Raw genomic sequence first — 18,732 nt, forward strand, 5'->3', positions numbered from 1 at the left:
TTGAAAAAACAAGATGCTTTGTAGAATACACGAAAAAAGTTTGTTCTTACTAATTGTTTTACATCTTATTCTTTATTCTTGTGAAGTTTCTTTATCTGATAAAAATCCAAACCCATTCATTCTAGGCTACTTCACCGGCAATGAGGAATCGTACGCCTCCCTGCAAGCTTACTCCGGCGGGCTTGACATGCTCTCCATCGATGTCTTCAACGTGCAGGACGATGGAACGATCGTCCAATACGATGACCTGGGCGCGGCAGATTATGCTAACGAACACGGCATCCCGGCCTACGCCTGCGTCAGCAACTACCGCGGCGAGCCGCTGTATGACTTCGATCCTACGCTGGCACGCGCGGCCATCCTGACCCACCGGGACACCTTCCTCTCGCAGCTTGTGGAAATCGCGCAGGATGAACGTTACACCGGCATCAATATTGACCTGGAAAGCATCGCCTATTCGGACGATATCGAGACCGATCGCGCGGCTTTCACGTCTTTCATCCAAGAACTGGCAGCGCGCTTGCGTGCCATGGGTAAGCAGTTAATCATCAGCGTGCCGGCCAAGTCGGCAGAGTCACCCGACGATGATTGGGCTTACCCCTACGACCTGGCCGCGCTGGGGCAGGCGGCTGATTACCTGCAATTGATGACCTACGACCAGCACGGCCCCTGGAGTGAACCCGGCCCCGTGGCCAGCTTGGACTGGGTGGAAGCCGGCACGGCTTACGTGGCCGAACTGGTCGACCCGGCCAAGCTGCTGCTGGGCTTGCCGGCGTACGCTTACGATTGGGATTTGGGCGCTTATGAAGCAGGCGAAGAGGATGCGGTGGCCGACCTGTATTGGACCGATATACCGAAGCTGCTGGCGCTGCCCGGCGCGCAGGTGGGGCGCGACACGGCTGCGGATTCGCCCTTCCTGCGTTACAGCCTGGAAGGGGATGAGCATATTGTTTGGTACGAAGACACAGCCAGCATCCGTGCCAAGGCAAGCCTGGTAGGGCGCTATAACCTGGGCGGCATCGCGGTATGGGCGCTGGGCCAGGAGGATGCCGGCTTTTGGCAGGCGGCGCTTGAACCGCTGCAGGCCCCTTTGGATTAAATATACCTATCCTGATTAGAAATCCGTTGTGTTGTTTACAGCAGTAATATAATAAAAGCTGGCTGAAAAATAAAAGGTGGAAATGAAAGTACCAACGCCCCCGCTTACGGGCATCCTGTACGTGGATACTTGCTATCAGATTGACTTCGAAGAATTCGATGAACCGCGCCGCTGGCACGATATCCCCCGCATGCGCGAGCTTCCCGACATGGCTTTCTATAACAAGGAAAAAGCCCTCATGGTCGCAGAAGCGGCTTTGCAGGAATATGCCGACTATTCTTTCGTTTATTATTGGGTCGCCAAATTGCGTGGAGAAATCGGATTTCCCGGCGAACCGATTGCCACCTGCCTGGAGGGATTGAAAAAGGGCCGCAACAAACCCATGCTGTGCGGCGCGATTGCCATGTTCGAGTTCAGCCGCTTCGACCTGGGGCAAGCGGTTAAGTGGTGGATACGGTCATGCGCCACGCAGTTTGGCTGCCGGTTGTCCAACGATTCTTTTTCGATGCTGAACCTGGCCTATATTGCCAAAGGATTGGATTTACCGGATTGCTATGCGGTCCTGCTGCGGGAAGCCCAACTGCTGCAGAGCATCCAATTCGATGCCGTAGGAGCGGAACAGCGCTATCACCTGGCGCGCACGCAGGGCAGCGGCCCGATCAAGCGAACCATCCAGTTGTTGTGCGAGCACTACTTATAGTTCCTTAAAGAACAATGGCACTGTACTCGCCTGCGATATAAAACTCCCTGGCTTAGGGTGTTCCCCAACAAGGCAAGCACTCACAAACTCCGGCTGGAGGAAACCAGCATGTGTTTGTATTTAATACAATTTGGAAAATTTCACCCGGGTGAAATTTCTGGTATAAACTGGGTTTGCATATAAATCAATTAATTACACGAGGATTCAAAGTGATCGAAATTTGTGAATACAACCCGGCCTGGCCGCGCGAGTTCGAAGGCATCCTCACAGAAGTAAAGGATATTCTGGACGAACTGGCCTTGCGCATCGACCACATCGGCTCCACTTCTGTGCCCGGATTGGGCGCCAAGGATATCATTGACATTCAGGTCACTGTGCGTGAGCTGGTGCCGGAGATCGTGGCGCGCATGATCGCCGCCGGGTTCCAGCACCGCGAGGACATCACTGGCGACCACCTGCCCTGCGGAGAGGACCCCGACCCGCGCTTGTGGGAGAAATATTACTTCATGCAGCCGCCCGGCCGGCGCCTGATCCACGTACACGTGCGCAAGCAGGGCAGCCCCAACCAGCGCTACCCGCTGCTCTTCCGCGATTATCTGCGCGCTCATCCCCATTCGGCTGCCACAGTCGAGCGCATCAAGCGCGCCCTGACACGCTACCACGCGGATGACGTGGATGCCTACTACGACATTAAAGATCCGGTTTATGATCTAATCTGGGATGCCGCTCAGGAATGGGCTGAGAACACCAACTGGCAGCCGGAATAAACACCATCAAATCCCTCCGGTTTGTTGACAAATATGGGTTGAAGTAAAAGTAACCTGCGTGGCATAATGGGTTTGGTCAAATGGAAAAACAGATAAGTTGATGAGATTTTTGTGAGAGGTGTATGATGACCAGAATTCCGTACTATATCGTGGATGTGTTCGCCGAGAGAAAATATACCGGCAATCAATTGGCGGTCTACCGAGATGCGGCCGGGCTGTCGGACCGGGAGATGCAGCAAATTGCCCGCGAGGTCAATTTCTCCGAGACGACTTTTATCCTGTCGGATGAACCGCGTGATGGCGGTTTCGACGTGCGCATTTTTACGCCCGGCGAGGAAGTGCCTTTTGCCGGCCATCCCACCCTGGGTACCGCTGCGGTTATCCGCTCGGAAATCCTGAATGGCGCGGCGGACAGAGTCGTGTTGAACCTGAAAGTCGGGCAGATCCCGGTTACTTTCAGCCCCGACGGTTATAGCTGGATGCGGCAGGTACAGCCGGTTTTCGGGCCGAAGTACACTCCTGAGACATTCGCGCCCATATTGGGTCTGGAACAAGCCGACTTTGATGAGCGTTTCCCCATCCAGGAAGTCTCCACCGGCCTACCCTTTTTCATCGTTCCGCTTAAGACTATCGATGCTTTAATTGCCGCGCGCGTCAACCGTGACCAGTATTTCGACCTGGTCAGCCGCACCGAGGCTAAAGGCGTCCTGGTCTTTTCGCCTGAAACACACGAGCGTGGCCGCGACCTGAGCGTGCGCGTCTTCGTGGACTACTTCGGCATTCCGGAAGACCCGGCCACCGGCAGCGGCAACGGCTGCTTGGCGGGGTATCTGGTTGCGCAGCGCTATTTTGATAAAGATATGGTGGATGTACGAGTGGAACAGGGTTATGAGATTGGCCGTCCTTCATTGCTGTTGTTAAAAGCCGAAAAAACGGGGGATAAGATTGCCATCGATGTAGGTGGAAAAAGTGTATCCGTCGCGGTTGGCGAGTGGGGTAGTTGAACGTCCTGTAAATTGTTCGGATTGTTGAAGTAGAGATGGCGGCCTCCCCCGCCATCTTTTTGTAGTGAAAAAATAAATACTTGATGTAAAATAAATCGGTTGCTTAGATTTTCCAACGATCATAGATAAATTTCGGGGTGTATTCCATGCCGAAAATCAACCTTTTGAAAAAGTACCCGCCTTCAGCGTCCTGCGGCTGCGATATTTGCCGGGCGTTTTGTCACCGACCGGGTTGGTGGAGCGTTTCGCAGGCAGCATCTGCTTTGCATGGCGGATTGGGCAGCCGCATGATGTTGGAGGTTGCCCCAAACCGCACTTATGCGGTTCTCAGCCCGGCTTTCCGCGGCTGCGAAGGTAAACTAGCTACCCAAACTTATGCCGGCGCGGGCTGCACTTTTCTCAATGCGAGTGATGACTGTGAATTGCACGCTTCTCCCTTCCTGCCCTTGGAATGCGCTTTCTGCCACCATGAACGGGTGGGACTGGGACGCCAATGCCATGCCGACCTGGAAACCGATTGGCAAACACCGGAGGGCCGCCAGCTTGTGCGGCGCTGGTGCCGGCAAATGGGTTGGTGGGAAATGCTGGGCGTATACGGTTTGGACAGTTTAAAAAGATAATCATTTTTTACATTTCGAAAATAAATCTTCGGTAAAATCAAAAGAATTAACCAAATTGGAATAAAGAAGGATGCGTTATGAGTTTAAATTTGGCCGCAGAAGCCTACTTCCAAAAATTTCTAGCACAGCAAGCACCCGATTCACCCTATCCTTCCCGTAAGGTGCTGGCAGAAGGCTGGGGAGACAGTCCCGCCATGGCCGATGAGTTGGGCGCGCTGATCGCGGCCGGTACCAAAACAGCCACCTGTTCCGCGCTGGCGGAATGGAAACATGATGGAGACGAGCTGCCCGAACCGGGGTTGCTGACCGTAGTGCTCAATGGGTCGGACGAACCCCTGTGCATTGTGGAAACCATCGAAGTAAAAATCCTGCCTTTTGATCAGGTGCCGGCGGACTTCGCTTTCGAAGAAGGTGAAGGCGATCGCAGTCTGGCTTACTGGCGCGAAGCCCATCAGCATTTCTTTGTACGTACTTTTGAGCGTATTGGCGGCCAGTTTAGCCGGGATATGCTGCTGGTGTGCGAACGCTTTCGGTTAATCTACCCCTCGAGATAAGTAATGATTAGCAAAGGAAATTAGCATGAAGACAATAGGATTGATAGGCGGTATGAGTTGGGAATCTTCAGCCGAGTATTATCGCCTGGTTAATGAGGGTGTGAAGGAAAAATTGGGCGGTTTGCATTCCGCTGACTGCGTCATGGTCTCGGTGGATTTCGATGAGATCGAAGTGCTGCAGCGCGAAGCACGCTGGGCGGAAGCCGCTGACCGCATGGTTGCCGCGGCCTGCGCGCTCGAAGCGGCTGGAGCGGATTTTGTGCTGTTGTGCACCAATACCATGCACAAAACCGCCGATGCCATCCAGTCCGGTATTTCCATCCCTTTTATTCATATTGCCGACCCGACTGCCGCGCAGATCAAAATGGCCGGCCTGGATACGGTTGGGCTGTTGGGCACGCGTTTTACCATGGAGGAAGATTTTTACACCGGCCGCTTAATCAAAAATCACGGCTTAAAGGTTTTGCTTCCTTCCAAAAATGATCGTGAGATTGTCCACCGCGTAATTTATGAGGAATTAGTTTTAGGTATCTTGCGGGAGGAATCGCGTGCGCAGTACGTGCGCATCATGCAGGACCTGGTGGAGCAGGGCGCGCAGGGCGTCATTCTGGGCTGCACCGAGATCGGCCTGCTGGTATCCGCCTCGGATAGCACGGTGCCGCTTTTCGATACCACCCGGCTGCATGCGTTGGCGGGTGTTGAAGCAGCACTGGCATAATTTGATATACAATTGTCCCGATATTAATGAAAGTACAAGCTTGCTCGAATATGAGGAGTTGAAAGAAATTCATGGAACAGATTACCTGGAAGGATTTTGAACAAGTAGAATTGCGCGTGGGCACTATCATGGATGTGGAAGATTTTCCTGAAGCCAGGAAGCCTGCTTATAGATTGTTGGTCGATTTCGGTGAAGAAATTGGCATCAAAAAATCCAGTGCGCAAATCACCGATTTGTATCCCAAGGAAAAACTGATTGGCAAACAGGTGGTGGCGGTGGTGAACTTTCCGCCCAAACAAGTGGGCCCGTTTATCTCGGAATGTCTGGTGACGGGTTTCTACCGGCCGGATGGCGCGGTCGTTCTGGCGGTGCCGGACGATGAGGTCAGCAACGGCGCCAAATTGGCATAATAAAGCCTGTGCACTGAGCTTGGTCGAGGTGCACAGGCTTTTTCTATTAACCGGTTAGTAGATAAATCCAATAAAAGAACCACGGCAGAACTCGACCAGGCTGTGGTCTTCCAGGTTCAGATTTGCAATGCGCGCGTCGTTCCAATCCAAGCCGCGCGCCTGTATCAGCAGGGTGTTGCTGTCCAACCAACCCACAGGTTGAATGGAGTCCAGGTCGCTGAATTGCAGAGCCTGTGCTACAGCGTTCTCATCAATCTCGAATTCGATCTCGCCCGCAGCCAGGCTGCCCACACGCACCACGTAGGTATACTCATATTCATCATAAGGAGATGTACCTACTTCCAGCCAGGCGGCATGCTGGTTATCCTGCGCGAAAGTTACCAGCCCAGATCCCTGATCGCTGGTGGCTCTCAACGGGAAGCGCAGCATCCAATGAGTCACCAGGTTGGTGATGGTCATGTCATGATCCAGGTAACTGCTGGTGGGTATACTGCCGGCCATAGTGCGGTCGGGGGATAGTCCTTGCAGACTTTGGTCATCTCCCAGGTATTCCTTCACGTTGGCGGATGCTGTGTCGAAATAATATAAGCCGCGCGTGACCGGGAAAAACATACCGGGACCGCCCACGCCCCACCCGCTGGTGGTGTACCATACACCGCTGGGTTGCCCATCCAAGGTTTCCACGAATAATGGATCGATAACCCACTGATTGAGGTAATCCTTTAATTCATAAACGGATGTACTGAAGCCGACATTATCCAGATTCCCCACGTATAAGTGACTGTCCAGGGAATAATCACCGTAGGTTACTTCAGGAAAAGCAATGGCCTGCTCGCCTCCGGAACCGGCAATGCTGCCCAGCGAGTTAAAGGTGCGCAGCATCTGGTCGCTGCCGTCCTGGTGAAGTTGAACGGAAACTTGCGGAGCATAGGTGGTGTACGCGAATGGAATTTGGTTGGGAATGTTGCTCAACTTCCCGGTAAAGACCACGTTGTCAGCCCCCAGGTTGTCTGTGCTTGTAACAGTGATGATGCCGAGGGCTTCCTGCTCCGGACTATATGAGTATAATTCCGTACCGGTGAATGGGTTAACAACTACTGCTTTTGGATTTAGTTTTGCGGCGGTTTGGTTGTTCTTTGTTGTGGCATCTGTGCTGGGTTTGCCGCTGCACCCGGCTATGTTTCCCAAACAAAGAATGGTTAAGCAAATTAATAATGTGTGTTTGAGTCTCATCATGTGGTTACAGTCCTTTTAGTATTAAAAAGATTTTGTAATACAAGCGGATAATTTTAATCCTTAAAAGAATAGATATGAATAAAAAAAACGCGTTTTGATCAAATCAAAACGCGTTTCAGTTATTTAACCGAAAATGTTACGGGTAGGTGAATCCTACGAAATTTCCATCGCAAAAATAGGCCAGTGTTCCATCTGCCAGATTGGCACGTATCAGCACGACCTTCCCCCAGTTTTCCGTACGAGTTTCGATTAGGAGAGTTTGATTATCCAACCAACCCACCGGCTTCATAAAGGTAATATCGGTTTGGTTTACTGTTTGCGCGATACTGCTGTCCTCAATGTCGTAATCCACCGAGCCGTTGGAGGTTTCTCCGATGCGGATCACCGAATGATAAGTGCTGGGATCAGCTGCGAAAGAGCCGCCGGCTTCCAGCCAGGCCGCCAATTGGTCGTCCGGCGAAAAAACCGCATAGCCGGAACCGCGGTCGCTGTCTGACCGCAGCGCAAAGGTAGTCTCCTGGCCGCTGGTCAACTCGGTGACGGTCATGGATTGATCAGCTTGCACGTCAAAGGTTGTGCTGCCGGCATAACGCATATCCGGGGAGATCCCCTGAAAATTGCGCTCCGGGTCAAGTGTCTGCTTGACCTGCCCGCTGTTCAAATCAAAGGCGTACAGGCCGCGGGTGATGGAGAAGATGAGATCCACTCCCCCGATACCCCAGGCGGAATGTGTGTACCATACGGTTTGCGGCTGGCCGCCAAGGGCCTCTACGGCCACCGGCAGTAAGGCCATCTGCATAGTCTCGTCGTTCAAATCAAAAAATGGATCGGCCGAACCGATGGTGTCCAGAGTGCCGGCATATAGGTAGCTGTGCGGTGCCATTCCGTCCACCATAACTTCCGAAAAGGCCAGGGCAGCTTGGCCGTTGGCCCCCGCCATGCCGAAGAACCCATTCGTGCTGCGCAGGGTGCCGATAGTACCCTGTTTGTTCACTTGCAGGGATTGCTCCGGATCCCAACTGAAATATACCAGCGGGATATCGCTGCCGGAACCGGCCATGTGTGCATTTTGGTTGGAGTTGCTGCCGAGCCCGGGAGTCTCCAGAACGTATTCGAATTGCCCGCGGGTGTTGTAGACCAGCAAGCTCTCGCCCGTTTGCGGATCCACCAACACACCGTTTGGCAGTTCATCCAGCTCAGGCGCGGCTTCCAGGGTAGGGGCCTGCGCTGCTCCTTCTGCTTGTTGGTCAACGGGAGGCGCTGTTTGAGCTTCCTTGCCATTCGCGGAAAGGTCGGGGCTGCAGGCTGACAGGTTGATAGAAAATAAAATAATCGCGATCGGTATCCAACCCTGTTTTATTTTCATGTAGTCCACTCCAATACATACCAGGTTAATCACTCGGACAATAGGACTGGTTGGCGCTGGTCCGCGTCTCCCTCGCTGTATCCGCCTGGACTGGAATGACTTTTAGAACCAGACTTCGAGGATTTCCTTATCCGATAGCAATTTCTGTACTACTTTATCATGCTTTTTGGTGGAACCTAAAATTTCGAAAGTGCACACCATTTTATCCCCCTTCTTTTCCTGCTTGGTGTGATTGATTACCAGGCCGTGTTCCTTGAAGAGGTTTTTAATTTCTTTATATTTATCCCAGCTGATTTTGGCAGTAATCTCGTAAGTGCGCTCCTCACTGGAGATCTCCAAACGGTCTTCCAGGCGGGTAAAAAGCAGTAGTACGATCATTACGATCAGAGCCGTTCCGGCAGCCAGGACATATTCGCCGACGCCGGCAGCCATGCCGATGGCAGCTGCGATCCAAATGGTAGCGGCAGTGGTCAAGCCGACTACGCGTCCGCGTTCTTCTAAAATAACACCCGCGCCCAAAAAGCCGATTCCGCTGACAACCTGGGCTGCCACACGGCCCGGATTGGAGCCATCCGGCCCGACCATTTCAAGGGACAGGATGGTGAACAAGGCCGAACCGACCGAGATCAGGATCAGAGTGCGCAGGCCGACGGCTTTCTTGAGGCGCTCACGCTCCGCGCCGATAATGCCACCCAATACCAGGGCGGTCAGCAATCGATAGACATACTCAATTTCAAATCTCATAAAAATACCTTAAATATTTAAAAATATATTAAAAATTCAATTTTGCGTATTATAACAAATTTGTCTGAACCATGTGTTACAGAATTATTAAATAATAAAGCCTGCGGGCTGTCCAATGACTATGGGCCGGCAGGCTTGTATTTAAAAATGTAAAAAATTATTTCGCCAGATTATCTTTGATTTCAGTCAGGGTTTCGTTCATGCGGAAGAATAAAATTAATAGTTCGCAGTAGATGCGCACAACTACAGGCCCGAGCACCAGCATGAGCAGTCCACCCAGGAAAGTACCAATGCCGCCGCCATAACGTCCGAAGCTGGCACCCATAGCTATCAATGCGGCTATCACGCTGCCAGCCACACCGATCCAGAATAAAATCTGGATAATCGCCGGGGTAATCATTTTTCGAAACTTTAAAAAGTCATCCATATTTCCTCCAGAAGAATCTGTTATTTGAATTTTGTAATGCATTTAACAGTATAGCAAAAGGTTTTATGTAAATCAATTAGCGTTAGTAGTGTTCCCAATGGACGCGTGATTCTTCGAATTGTGTACGCGCGTCCTTATCTTCGGCCGGATAACCGACGTAAATAATATTCAGCGGATAGACTTCTTCAGGAATCACCAAAATCTTCCGCAATGTTTTCACGACGTCTTCCTTGGGATATGCTCCGATCCAGACTGTCCCTAACCCCATACCGGCAGCGGCAATCAGAATGTTCTCAGATGCGGCGCTGCAATCCTGGACCCAGAAACGGTAAGCGGATTCGTTTTTCGCAATGGACAGGTTGGCGCAAACCACAACGGCCGCGGGCGCGTTGTATTTTCCGTATGCCAGGCTGTTTTGCAGTTCCCCCAGCGGTTTTTCATCCGTTACCAGGATAAATTCCCAGGGGCGGCTGTTGCTGGCGGAAGGCGCGGCCATGCCGGCTTTAAGCAGGTCAATCAGGATTTCCCGGTCAACCTTGCGGTGCTCAAAAACACGAATGCTGCGCCGCAGGTAAATGGCATCCAGAATGTTGCTCATCTTATTTCCTAATACCGAGATCTATTCCTTCACCTTTACGTAAATTGAAGAATTACCGTCTTCACTTTTAACTTCGCGGATTTCAAATAATTTGGAATAACCGCGGATTAATGATGATAATTGGCTGAAACCGTAGGTACGGGCATCAAAACCCGGGTCAAGCTGGCGCAAGTGATGCCCCAGAGTTCCCAAAAATGCCCAGCCGTCTTCCTGTACCGCGTTGTCAAAAGCCTGTTTGAGCAGTTTGGTGGGATCGGGAAGCTGCTGTTCCGGTTCTTGTTCCTGTTCCTGCCCTTTTGCGGTCGAAGCTCCCTTTTTTCTTGTTATACGCTTCTTTTCCACTTTCTTGGGAATCAGGTTTTCTGTGTAAACGAATACATCGCAAGCGTTTACAAAAGCCCGCGGCGTTTTCTTCTGGCCAATACCCATTACGAAAAAGCCCTTCTCACGGATGCGGGTGGCCAGACGAGTGTAATCGCTGTCGCTGGAAACCAGGCAGAAGGCATCCACAGTACCGCTGTAAAGCAGGTCCATAGCGTCAATAATCATGGCGCTGTCCGTGGCGTTCTTGCCAATGGTGTAGCGGAATTGCTGGATGGGCTGAATAGCATAAGTTTGCAGGGTGTCCTTCCACCCGCCCATGTTGGAGGTGGTCCAGTCACCGTAATTACGGCGCACGGTAGTGGTGCCGTATTTACTGGATTCCGAAAGGATTTTTTCAATTAATGAAGGCTGTGCGTTATCGCCATCGATCAGGATAGCCATCCGCCGGTTGCCAATTTGTCTACTTGATTCAAACATAAAACTCCATCTATTAATTTATTTAAGAAAATAACACTATAAACATTATACACATGCAATAGTTAAGCAAGTATATAAACCAATTTGATTAATCTAATTCTGATAAAGGCTTTAATGGGTAATGAATGGCCGAATTCGCGTTATCTGTAAGGAAATTTGAACAGCGCTATTTCTCACCGGCGGCTTTCGTATTCACTATAAAGCGGGTGTAGCCCTGACGCACCAACTCCTCATACGCGTTCATGACCTCTTGCGGCACATCCTGTGTGACCTGAAAGCCCAGGCGGGGATAAACCAGGATGCGTTGGAAATCGCCGACAATTACATGGATGAGTTCTTCCTGAGTTATATCCTTGTTGGGGTAATCCAGGAAGGTGCCGGGAGGGGAGGAAACACGGTATTCGATTTCAGGCCAGACTTGTAAAGCTGTTGCCAGGCTGCGCCGTTCCATATATGGTTTATGCACCAAGAGCGCGCTGCGGATCTTGCAGCCCTTCGATTCAAGCAGGTCGCGGGTGAATTGGATGTTCTGACCGGTGTTGGATGATTGATCTTCAATGAGAATATGATTGAACGGAACGCCCATCTGCCGCGCAATGCGCGCAAATTTACGCGCTTCTGCCTCGTGCCATAGCGTGCGGGTCAGCCGCCCCAGTCCGCCGGAGCACACCAGCAGCGGCGCCCAGCCTTCCAGCATGAGCTGTGCGGCATGTTCGGCCACGCGCAAATCATGGCTGCCCATGGCAATGATACAGTCGCAGGCTGCCAGCGGCTTATCCAATTTCATATAATTCCATAAAATTTGGGCCGCTTGAACCGTTGCGGGTTGTATTTGTTGATTGGTGGAAATTATAGCCACCCCTGCAATTTGTACATAAAGTAACCCAGATATTCCTTCATGGCATTGGTGGTCAATGCCAGGTTGCTGGCACTGGGCATAATGTCAATCAACTTGCTGATGAAGTTGCCTTCGCCGCTGGACGCGCTGATGCTGTCGGTGACGCTGAAATCCACCGGCAGGGGTGTCACTTCAAAGCCCTGCTTTTCAAACAACGCTACTGCGCGCGGCATGTGCATGGCCGAGGTGACCAGCAGGATTTGGTTGATATCCTGTTCATCCAGGAATTCCCTGGCATACAGGGCATTTTCATAGGTGTTTTTAGATTCCGTTTCCAGCCAAAGGGCGCTTTCGGGTACACCCATCTGCATGAGCAAAGCAGCCATATCTTCGGCCGGGGTGGTGCTGCCGCTGCTCAACCATTCGATATCTCCGCCGCTGAGCAGGATGAAAGGCGCTTTGCCTTCCTTATATAATTCCGCGGCGTACAAAACCCGGTCGCCGGCGCCGTTGATCTCTACAGTGGTGCGCGGCGGGCTGGCTGGTTCGGTGCCGCCGCCCAACACGACCAATACCTCTCCAGTGGGAATCTCTGTCGGGGGCAGGTATTTCAATTCCAGCGAGCGCGCCAGAAGATTGGAGAAGCCGGTTGTGCTGCTCAACCACAGCACGATCAGCGCGATGGCGATCAGAATATTACTGGTTTTGCGCTTGTAGCTGACCAGGAGAGACAAAAATAGCAGCAGGCAGGCCAAACCCAGTGGATAGACGAGTAAGGGTAGAAACTTGGAAAGAAAGATAAACATAAGTTTCCTTTGAATTTTTGAAAATGTAGCCCGATTGTAACATGACCTATACAGCCATTTTCAAAATCGGATAAAATAGCAGCCGGAAGCTGCAGCGTGCAATTCTACCAGTCTTTGCGCGCTGTTTTAATACAATTCCATAATCTAACAACAAAGGAGAATCATGATTAACCGCGCAGGCAGGCAGTAACGGCTGCGCTGGTTGGCATGATGCAATCGTGATGGAACAGTTCGGAAATTTACAAGCGGTATTGTGGGATATGGATGGGGTTCTATTGGACTCCCAGGCAGCCCATTTTATTGCGTTTCGAGAAGTGCTGGCCAAGTATGATTTCCAGGTATTGGATTCGGTCTTTAAACCGACCTTTGGCATGACCAACGAACAGGTCATCCGGCATGTGAGCGGCGAGCGCTTTACGGATGAGGAAGTGGAGACAATCTGCCGGGAGAAAGACGAGCAGTTCAGGGTAGTGATCGCGAAAGAAGCGGTATTTATGGCCGGAGTGGAGCATTGGCTGACGGAGTTTAAAAAGAACGGCGTACGGCAAGCGCTGGCTTCTTCCGGCTCCCGGGAGAATATCTACACCATTCTGGATGCCCTCAAAGCGCGCCCGTATTTTGACGCGGTCGTCAGCGGTGAGGATTGCGCCAGCAAACCCGATCCGGCCGTGTTCTTGCGGGCGGCCGGCCAGTTGGATGTCGATTCTTCAGCCTGTCTGGTGATTGAAGATTCCATCGCGGGTATTCAAGCCGCCGCGGCTGCCGGCATGAAATGCCTTGCGGTGACTACGACCTACCCGCGGGAAAAGCTTCCGCAGACCGATCTAATCCTGACCGGCCTGAACGGTTTAACGGCGGAGATGCTGGCGGCGCTTTTCAGGGTATAACCTGAATAAATATAAAAGGTCTCGTTGTTTTATTCTCACGGATAAAGTCGAGCGGAGGAAAAGATGAAATGGGACTCCGGGCTATACGATAACAAGCACGGTTTTGTGGCTGAATTCGGCAAGGGATTGCTCGAATTTATCCCGCGGAATATGTCTCAGCGAATTCTGGATATCGGCTGCGGCACGGGTGCTTTGACTGCGCAGCTTGCGAGCCAATGCGGCTATGTCCTGGGAATTGACAGCTCTTTGGAAATGGTTGAAAAGGCAAAAGAACAATTTCCCGATATCGATTTTCAGGTGATGGACGCGTTGGCGCTCTCCTATGAACATGAATGGGATGTGGTTTTTTCGAACGCGGTGTTTCATTGGATTCCGGACCATGACCGGCTGCTTAATAAAATTCAGCGTTCATTAAAGCCCTCTAGTAAACTGATCTGTGAGTTCGGGGCGCAGGGAAATATTGAAACCATTGAACGCGCTTTTATTGCGGCTTTCGAGGAAATTGGTCATACTTACCGATCCAAGTTCAATTTTCCATCCGTTGTAGCTTTCAGCGCGCTCTTACGTAAGAATGGTTTTTTGATTGATAAAGTCACCGATTTTGACCGGCCAACCCCATTGAAGGATGGCGAGCAGGGATTAATCAATTGGGCCAGGCAGTTTTTTGCGGCCGAATTGGAAATGCTTACGGATGAAGAGCAGGATAAACTGCTTCAGAAGATGCAATCAACACTGAAAGACAAATTATGGAATGGTCAGGAATGGGTGGCCGATTACAGAAGGCTGAGAGCGGTTGCGCATACTGACGATGGGGTGCAGTTGTAGGAATTAAAACCGGTTCCACCGGGCTTTTCCAAAAACAGTGCGTGTCAAATATATAGCAGGGCAATCGGTTTATCGGACCTCGATTGCCCTGCTTGATTTAAGCTGGGTCTTTTTTTTGACTTCTCTTGACTTTTCTTTTATAAAATGTATACTATATGCAAGCGCTTCCGCAAGCGCTAACGGAAATTTATGCAAATTTTGCAGGAGGTTGATATGACAGCTGATATGAACGACCTTGCCAGGTACTGTGGTGTCTCCATCACTACAGTTTCAAGGGCGTTAAGAAATAAAGGGGAAATAAGCAAGGAAACACGCGAAAAGGTTTTAGCAGCTGCCAAAGAGTTGAATTACATGCCGAATTTGCCCGCCCGCATTCTTGCCGGCGGACACAGCAATACGGTCGGCTTGATCGTTGCGGATAATTCAAACCCTTACTACGCTGAACTGATCCACGGCGCGGAAGATTGCGCCAAGGATTATGGTTATGGGGTCATTTTGTACAACACCAATGAAGATGACCAGTTGGAACTGAAAGGCCATCAAATGCTGCTGGAAAACAGGGTGGGCGGGCTTCTGATCACTTCAATTACCAGCGGCAAGCAGCCCTTGATCGAACTCAATAAACGCAAGATTCCTTTCGTGCTTCTGAATCGTTTTTTAGAGGATTACCCGACCGATTGGGTGCGCAGTAACAATGAATTGGGCGCCTACCAGATCATCCAACACCTGTGTTCAAAGGGCTACAAACGGATTTTGCACATCACCGGCAGTGAAACCATCTCGTCGGTACGCGAACGCCAGACAGGCTATATCAACGCGCTAAAAGAAAATGGCTGCGATGTTGATCCTAACCTGATCTACCGTTGTGACTTGAACCTGGAAAGTGGTTATAAAAGCACGCTCAAAGCTTTCCGTGAATTGGACCCTGCTCCCACGGCAATATTCGCTTACAGTGACCTGCTTGCCATCGGCGTGCTGAAAGCGCTGCACGAATTGGGCAAGAAAGTACCGGCCGATGTTGCCCTGGCCGGTTACGACAATATCGAATATTCGCCTTTTATAGAACCTCCTTTAACTACAGTCGATCAATTCGCTTATGAGATCGGGTCAGAGGGTATGAAGATCCTGATCGAAAAGATCAATTTGCCGGAAGATGAAGAATGGCAGCCGAAACAAATCATCCTGGATCCGGAGTTATGCGTACGCGAATCTAGTGGTTGAGAAAGAAATAAATATTCCAAGGAGAAAACATGAATGTTAAGCCAATGAAAGTCAACCCATATGAGGTTGAGCCAATAATTTTGTCCCAGAGAATCAATTACAAATTAATCGACCCGACCACAGTCGGATCAAAAAACCTGACTTTTGGTATGGTGGTTGTGGAACCGGAAGGTATTTGCGAACCCGGACACGATCATGAAGAACAGGAAGAAATCTTTTTCTGCTTGTCTGGAGAAGGCGTGGTTTTGATAGGCGATGATAAAGCCGAATGGAATATAAAACCGAATGATGCAGTCTTCATTCCTCCGCATACCTATCACAATCTAAAAAATCCTTATAAGTTTCCGCTGTGTGTTTTGTGGATCCAATCACCCGCAGGATGGGTCTTTGATAAACATCCTGATTTGAAGAAACTAGCTGAGAAAGGAGTTGAAGGATAAGGAAGAAAAAAGAGAAGTGCAATTTACCTAACGAGAAAAAGGGCCGTTACTTAAACATGATATGGAGGAAGAATGTCTAAAAAATATATTTGGTTGAATCTGGTTCTGGTATTAATATCCCTGTTGATGGTGTCGGGTTGTGCCGCGCAAGAGCCGGCTGCATCTGCCGATGCACCTGCTGCCAGCGCTGTTGAAGAAGCTGCCAGTGATGAACCTGTAAGCATGAAGATTGCCATCATGACCATGAGCCTTGGCCAGCCCTATTTCGTTTCTTTAAGCCAGGGGTACAAGGATGTGGCCGCGGAATACCCCGGTGTCGATGTCGAAGTAATCGAAATCGATCCGAACGGCGACGCGGCGCAGCAGGTTACCGCTATCGAGACCCTGGGCGAGATGGGCGCGGATGCGCTCATCATTACGGCGATTGATCCCGAAGTTGTCAATCCTTCGATTGAAGCTGCCATGGCGAACGGTTTGATTGTGGTTTCGCATTACAACGAACTGTCAGCCCAGACACTTCAATCCGGCATCAGCACCTACGGCATGGGCTTTGTCGCCGGCCAGGAAGCTGCTAGTTGGATCAATGAAAAATTGGGTGGTTCGGCAAAAGTTGCCCTGCTTATTTGGGATAAAACCGAATTTGACATCGACCGCACCGAAGGTATGACCGATGCGCTGAGAATGTATGCGCCTGGTTCGGAAATCGTAGCGGAACAGGCTGCGGATGCCATCGAAACTGGTTTGACCGCAGCTGAGACAATTCTGCAAGCTCATCCCGATGTGAAAGTCTTTGTATGCTACAACGACGAAGGCTGCCTGGGCGCGCTGGGTGCGGTGGAAGCAGCCGGTTTGGCGAGCGACGATTTTGGTATCTTTGGCGTGAATGCCTCCTCGGAAGCATTGGCCAAGATCAAGGAAGGCACCGTTTATCGCGGTACCGCCTCAATCGATCCCTATCATCACGGCCGTCTTGAAATGGAAATGGCCATCCGCCTGGTTCTTGGAGACTTCTTGCCCTCGAAGATGGAAATTGTCCCTGTGCCGGTATCGGTAGATAACGTCGATCAATTTATTGAGTAAATGAAATGGTCAAGCTTGGAGGAAGAATTTGGCCCTGCCTCAAGCTTGACCATTCACAATCCAATTATAGTGAAAAAAACCACCTATGACTCAAAAAGAATTATTAATAATAAAAGACTTATGTAAACAGTTTCCCGGTGTGCAAGCTCTGAATTCTGTCTCATTCTCGGTCAAGAGTGGTGAAGTACATGGATTAGTAGGAGCCAACGGCGCTGGAAAATCTACCTTGAATAAAATACTGGCAGGCGCTATTGAACCGGATACGGGGGAAATATACCTGGACGGCTGCCAAATCCTGCCGTTGACTCCCAAAAAGTCGCAAGACTTGGGCATACAAGTTATTCATCAGGACTTGAACCTCGTCCAAAATATGTCGGTGATGGAAAATGTTTTCCTTGGGCATGAGATTGAAAATGGCGGCGGGTTGTTTGTGAATAAAGCTTCCATTCGCAATGCGACCAGGAAAATTCTGGACAGTCTGGGAGTCAACATTGACCCGGATTGTCTTGTAAAAGATTTGACGATCTCCTACCAGCAGATGGTCGCGGTGGCTTCGGCCATGCGCCGTAAGGCGTCTGTACTGGTTCTGGATGAAACCACTGCTGCTTTAACGCAGGAAGAATGTACTCATCTTTTTGAAAAAATCCGCATGCTGCGCTCGATGGGCTTGGGGTTGATCTTTGTGTCTCACCACATCGAAGAAGTATTTGAAATTTGCGACTGTGTTACGGTACTTCGCGATGGGAAATACATGGGGACATTGGATGTAAAGAACACATCTAAAAAAGAGATTATTTCTTTGATGGTCGGTTATGACATTGGTAACCAATTTCCCGTCCGAAAACGAGTCCAGGGTAAACCGCTCTATGAAATCAAGAACCTGAAATATAAAGTGGAAAATGAGTGTTTCAATTTCGCGATCAAGGAAGGTGAGATCCTGGGTTTCTTTGGATTAGTTGGCGCCGGCCGGACGGAATTGTTCAGGAGTATTTTCGGCGCTGACCAGATTGTGGAGGGAGAGATCTATCATTGCGGCGAAAAGATAACCATAAAACACCCGAAAGATGCCGTGAAGAACAGGATAGGATTTATCCCTGAGGATAGAAAAAGCCAGGGATTGTTGCTTTCCATGTCGGTAAAGCAAAATATCTCCCTTCCTTCCATTAAAAAAATTACATCAGGCGGCTTGATTAATAGCAAGAAAGAGCTGCCTATTGTCCAAGGGTTTGTGGATAAATTTAACATTATCGTGAACGACCTGAACAGGCCGGTCAGCAACCTGAGCGGAGGCAATCAGCAAAAAGTAGTGCTGGCAAAGTGGCTTTCTACCGATCCTGTGCTGTTGATTTTGGACCAGCCTACCAGGGGTATCGATGTGGGTGCTAAAGCCGAAATCTATAAATTGATTCAGAAATTATCTGAAGCAGGCCATGCCATCGTCCTAATCTCGGACGAGATCCAGGAAATTCTGGGTATGTGTGACCGTATTGCTGTTATGCACGAGGGGAAAATTACCGGTATTCTAGACCATTCCGAAGCCAACCAGCACCTTTTATTGGAATTGGCTTATGGAAATAAATAAGGAGGATCC

General features: G+C 50.3%; 22 protein-coding genes. 14 read left to right on the top strand and 8 right to left on the bottom strand.

What is annotated here, in order from left to right:
• Window positions 1–40: 40 nt before the first annotated feature.
• The 8 genes from Pelsub_RS02405 (at window position 41) to Pelsub_RS02440 (ending at window position 5,872) form a co-directional block, all read left to right on the top strand.
• Window positions 41–1,099, top strand: a complete 1,059-nt coding sequence (locus Pelsub_RS02405; protein WP_158674938.1) for a glycosyl hydrolase family 18 protein — start codon at window positions 41–43, stop codon at window positions 1,097–1,099.
• An 82-nt stretch (window positions 1,100–1,181) separates the two neighbouring features.
• Window positions 1,182–1,799 (top strand): hypothetical protein, encoded by a 618-nt coding sequence (locus Pelsub_RS02410; RefSeq protein WP_116226335.1) that lies wholly within the window; start codon window positions 1,182–1,184, stop codon window positions 1,797–1,799.
• Window positions 1,800–2,008: 209 nt separating this feature from the next.
• The gene (locus Pelsub_RS02415) at window positions 2,009–2,566 is read left to right on the top strand and encodes a GrpB family protein (protein ID WP_158674939.1); all 558 of its coding nucleotides are present in this window, start codon (window positions 2,009–2,011) and stop codon (window positions 2,564–2,566) included.
• Between the two features lie 125 nt (window positions 2,567–2,691).
• Window positions 2,692–3,570 (top strand): PhzF family phenazine biosynthesis protein, encoded by an 879-nt coding sequence (locus Pelsub_RS02420; RefSeq protein ID WP_116226394.1) that lies wholly within the window; start codon window positions 2,692–2,694, stop codon window positions 3,568–3,570.
• Window positions 3,571–3,716: 146 nt separating this feature from the next.
• The gene (locus Pelsub_RS02425; protein ID WP_126440376.1) at window positions 3,717–4,190 is read left to right on the top strand and encodes a hypothetical protein; all 474 of its coding nucleotides are present in this window, start codon (window positions 3,717–3,719) and stop codon (window positions 4,188–4,190) included.
• A 77-nt stretch (window positions 4,191–4,267) separates the two neighbouring features.
• Entirely contained in the window at window positions 4,268–4,744 is a 477-nt protein-coding gene (locus Pelsub_RS02430) for an ASCH domain-containing protein (protein ID WP_116226332.1), read from the top strand.
• A 25-nt stretch (window positions 4,745–4,769) separates the two neighbouring features.
• Complete coding sequence (locus tag Pelsub_RS02435) at window positions 4,770–5,462, top strand: aspartate/glutamate racemase family protein (protein WP_116226331.1); 693 nt, start codon at window positions 4,770–4,772, stop codon at window positions 5,460–5,462.
• A gap of 71 nt (window positions 5,463–5,533) precedes the next feature.
• Window positions 5,534–5,872, top strand: a complete 339-nt coding sequence (locus Pelsub_RS02440; protein ID WP_116226330.1) for a tRNA-binding protein — start codon at window positions 5,534–5,536, stop codon at window positions 5,870–5,872.
• Between the two features lie 54 nt (window positions 5,873–5,926).
• Here Pelsub_RS02440 and Pelsub_RS02445 read toward each other — a convergent pair whose 3' ends face one another.
• The 8 genes from Pelsub_RS02445 to Pelsub_RS02480 form a co-directional block, all read right to left on the bottom strand.
• Window positions 5,927–7,108, bottom strand: a complete 1,182-nt coding sequence (locus Pelsub_RS02445) for a hypothetical protein (protein ID WP_116226329.1) — start codon at window positions 7,106–7,108, stop codon at window positions 5,927–5,929.
• A 136-nt stretch (window positions 7,109–7,244) separates the two neighbouring features.
• On the bottom strand, window positions 7,245–8,474 hold the full coding sequence (locus Pelsub_RS02450; RefSeq protein ID WP_116226328.1) for a hypothetical protein: 1,230 nt from the start codon (window positions 8,472–8,474) through the stop codon (window positions 7,245–7,247).
• 102 nt (window positions 8,475–8,576) lie between these two features.
• Entirely contained in the window at window positions 8,577–9,218 is a 642-nt protein-coding gene (locus Pelsub_RS02455) for an MgtC/SapB family protein (protein ID WP_116226327.1), read from the bottom strand.
• Between the two features lie 157 nt (window positions 9,219–9,375).
• Window positions 9,376–9,645, bottom strand: coding sequence for a DUF4282 domain-containing protein (locus Pelsub_RS02460; RefSeq protein WP_116226326.1), 270 nt, complete (start codon window positions 9,643–9,645; stop codon window positions 9,376–9,378).
• Window positions 9,646–9,727: 82 nt separating this feature from the next.
• A complete protein-coding gene (locus Pelsub_RS02465) occupies window positions 9,728–10,243 on the bottom strand; it encodes a nitroreductase family protein (protein WP_116226325.1) in 516 nt (171 codons plus the stop codon).
• Between the two features lie 21 nt (window positions 10,244–10,264).
• A complete protein-coding gene (locus Pelsub_RS02470) occupies window positions 10,265–11,044 on the bottom strand; it encodes an NYN domain-containing protein (protein ID WP_116226324.1) in 780 nt (259 codons plus the stop codon).
• 166 nt (window positions 11,045–11,210) lie between these two features.
• On the bottom strand, window positions 11,211–11,831 hold the full coding sequence (locus Pelsub_RS02475; RefSeq protein WP_116226323.1) for a YdcF family protein: 621 nt from the start codon (window positions 11,829–11,831) through the stop codon (window positions 11,211–11,213).
• Window positions 11,832–11,893: 62 nt separating this feature from the next.
• Window positions 11,894–12,688, bottom strand: coding sequence for a YdcF family protein (locus Pelsub_RS02480; RefSeq protein ID WP_116226322.1), 795 nt, complete (start codon window positions 12,686–12,688; stop codon window positions 11,894–11,896).
• A gap of 221 nt (window positions 12,689–12,909) precedes the next feature.
• On the opposite strand from Pelsub_RS02480, the gene Pelsub_RS02485 reads away from it, so the two are divergent.
• The 6 genes from Pelsub_RS02485 to Pelsub_RS02510 all read left to right on the top strand — a co-directional run bounded on the left by Pelsub_RS02485 (window position 12,910) and on the right by Pelsub_RS02510 (window position 18,723).
• A complete protein-coding gene (locus tag Pelsub_RS02485; protein ID WP_116226321.1) occupies window positions 12,910–13,575 on the top strand; it encodes an HAD family hydrolase in 666 nt (221 codons plus the stop codon).
• A gap of 63 nt (window positions 13,576–13,638) precedes the next feature.
• Window positions 13,639–14,400 carry a methyltransferase domain-containing protein gene (locus Pelsub_RS02490; RefSeq protein ID WP_116226320.1) on the top strand — a complete coding sequence of 254 codons (762 nt, stop codon included), beginning with the start codon at window positions 13,639–13,641 and terminating at the stop codon, window positions 14,398–14,400.
• Between the two features lie 213 nt (window positions 14,401–14,613).
• Window positions 14,614–15,621 (top strand): LacI family DNA-binding transcriptional regulator, encoded by a 1,008-nt coding sequence (locus tag Pelsub_RS02495; protein ID WP_158674940.1) that lies wholly within the window; start codon window positions 14,614–14,616, stop codon window positions 15,619–15,621.
• Between the two features lie 44 nt (window positions 15,622–15,665).
• A complete protein-coding gene (locus Pelsub_RS02500; protein WP_158674941.1) occupies window positions 15,666–16,061 on the top strand; it encodes a cupin domain-containing protein in 396 nt (131 codons plus the stop codon).
• Window positions 16,062–16,133: 72 nt separating this feature from the next.
• Complete coding sequence (locus Pelsub_RS02505) at window positions 16,134–17,141, top strand: sugar ABC transporter substrate-binding protein (RefSeq protein WP_116226317.1); 1,008 nt, start codon at window positions 16,134–16,136, stop codon at window positions 17,139–17,141.
• An 85-nt stretch (window positions 17,142–17,226) separates the two neighbouring features.
• Entirely contained in the window at window positions 17,227–18,723 is a 1,497-nt protein-coding gene (locus Pelsub_RS02510; protein ID WP_116226316.1) for a sugar ABC transporter ATP-binding protein, read from the top strand.
• Window positions 18,724–18,732 lie beyond the last annotated feature (9 nt).

The sequence above is a fragment of the Pelolinea submarina genome (assembly GCF_003966975.1).
In the GTDB taxonomy this organism is placed as follows: domain Bacteria; phylum Chloroflexota; class Anaerolineae; order Anaerolineales; family Anaerolineaceae; genus Pelolinea; species Pelolinea submarina.

What these genes read in the sequence shown, in the direction of transcription:
- Pelsub_RS02410 (WP_116226335.1), top strand. Translation starts at nt 1,182, where the DNA reads ATGAAAGTACCAACGCCCCCGCTTACGGGCATCCTGTACGTGGATACT.
- Pelsub_RS02420 (WP_116226394.1), top strand. Translation starts at nt 2,692, where the DNA reads ATGACCAGAATTCCGTACTATATCGTGGATGTGTTCGCCGAGAGAAAA.
- Pelsub_RS02425 (WP_126440376.1), top strand. Translation starts at nt 3,717, where the DNA reads ATGCCGAAAATCAACCTTTTGAAAAAGTACCCGCCTTCAGCGTCCTGC.
- Pelsub_RS02430 (WP_116226332.1), top strand. Translation starts at nt 4,268, where the DNA reads ATGAGTTTAAATTTGGCCGCAGAAGCCTACTTCCAAAAATTTCTAGCA.
- Pelsub_RS02435 (WP_116226331.1), top strand. Translation starts at nt 4,770, where the DNA reads ATGAAGACAATAGGATTGATAGGCGGTATGAGTTGGGAATCTTCAGCC.
- Pelsub_RS02440 (WP_116226330.1), top strand. Translation starts at nt 5,534, where the DNA reads ATGGAACAGATTACCTGGAAGGATTTTGAACAAGTAGAATTGCGCGTG.
- Pelsub_RS02445 (WP_116226329.1), bottom strand. Translation starts at nt 7,108, where the DNA reads ATGATGAGACTCAAACACACATTATTAATTTGCTTAACCATTCTTTGT.
- Pelsub_RS02450 (WP_116226328.1), bottom strand. Translation starts at nt 8,474, where the DNA reads ATGAAAATAAAACAGGGTTGGATACCGATCGCGATTATTTTATTTTCT.
- Pelsub_RS02455 (WP_116226327.1), bottom strand. Translation starts at nt 9,218, where the DNA reads ATGAGATTTGAAATTGAGTATGTCTATCGATTGCTGACCGCCCTGGTA.
- Pelsub_RS02460 (WP_116226326.1), bottom strand. Translation starts at nt 9,645, where the DNA reads ATGGATGACTTTTTAAAGTTTCGAAAAATGATTACCCCGGCGATTATC.
- Pelsub_RS02465 (WP_116226325.1), bottom strand. Translation starts at nt 10,243, where the DNA reads ATGAGCAACATTCTGGATGCCATTTACCTGCGGCGCAGCATTCGTGTT.
- Pelsub_RS02470 (WP_116226324.1), bottom strand. Translation starts at nt 11,044, where the DNA reads ATGTTTGAATCAAGTAGACAAATTGGCAACCGGCGGATGGCTATCCTG.
- Pelsub_RS02475 (WP_116226323.1), bottom strand. Translation starts at nt 11,831, where the DNA reads ATGAAATTGGATAAGCCGCTGGCAGCCTGCGACTGTATCATTGCCATG.
- Pelsub_RS02480 (WP_116226322.1), bottom strand. Translation starts at nt 12,688, where the DNA reads ATGTTTATCTTTCTTTCCAAGTTTCTACCCTTACTCGTCTATCCACTG.
- Pelsub_RS02485 (WP_116226321.1), top strand. Translation starts at nt 12,910, where the DNA reads ATGGAACAGTTCGGAAATTTACAAGCGGTATTGTGGGATATGGATGGG.
- Pelsub_RS02490 (WP_116226320.1), top strand. Translation starts at nt 13,639, where the DNA reads ATGAAATGGGACTCCGGGCTATACGATAACAAGCACGGTTTTGTGGCT.
- Pelsub_RS02495 (WP_158674940.1), top strand. Translation starts at nt 14,614, where the DNA reads ATGACAGCTGATATGAACGACCTTGCCAGGTACTGTGGTGTCTCCATC.
- Pelsub_RS02500 (WP_158674941.1), top strand. Translation starts at nt 15,666, where the DNA reads ATGAAAGTCAACCCATATGAGGTTGAGCCAATAATTTTGTCCCAGAGA.
- Pelsub_RS02505 (WP_116226317.1), top strand. Translation starts at nt 16,134, where the DNA reads ATGTCTAAAAAATATATTTGGTTGAATCTGGTTCTGGTATTAATATCC.
- Pelsub_RS02510 (WP_116226316.1), top strand. Translation starts at nt 17,227, where the DNA reads ATGACTCAAAAAGAATTATTAATAATAAAAGACTTATGTAAACAGTTT.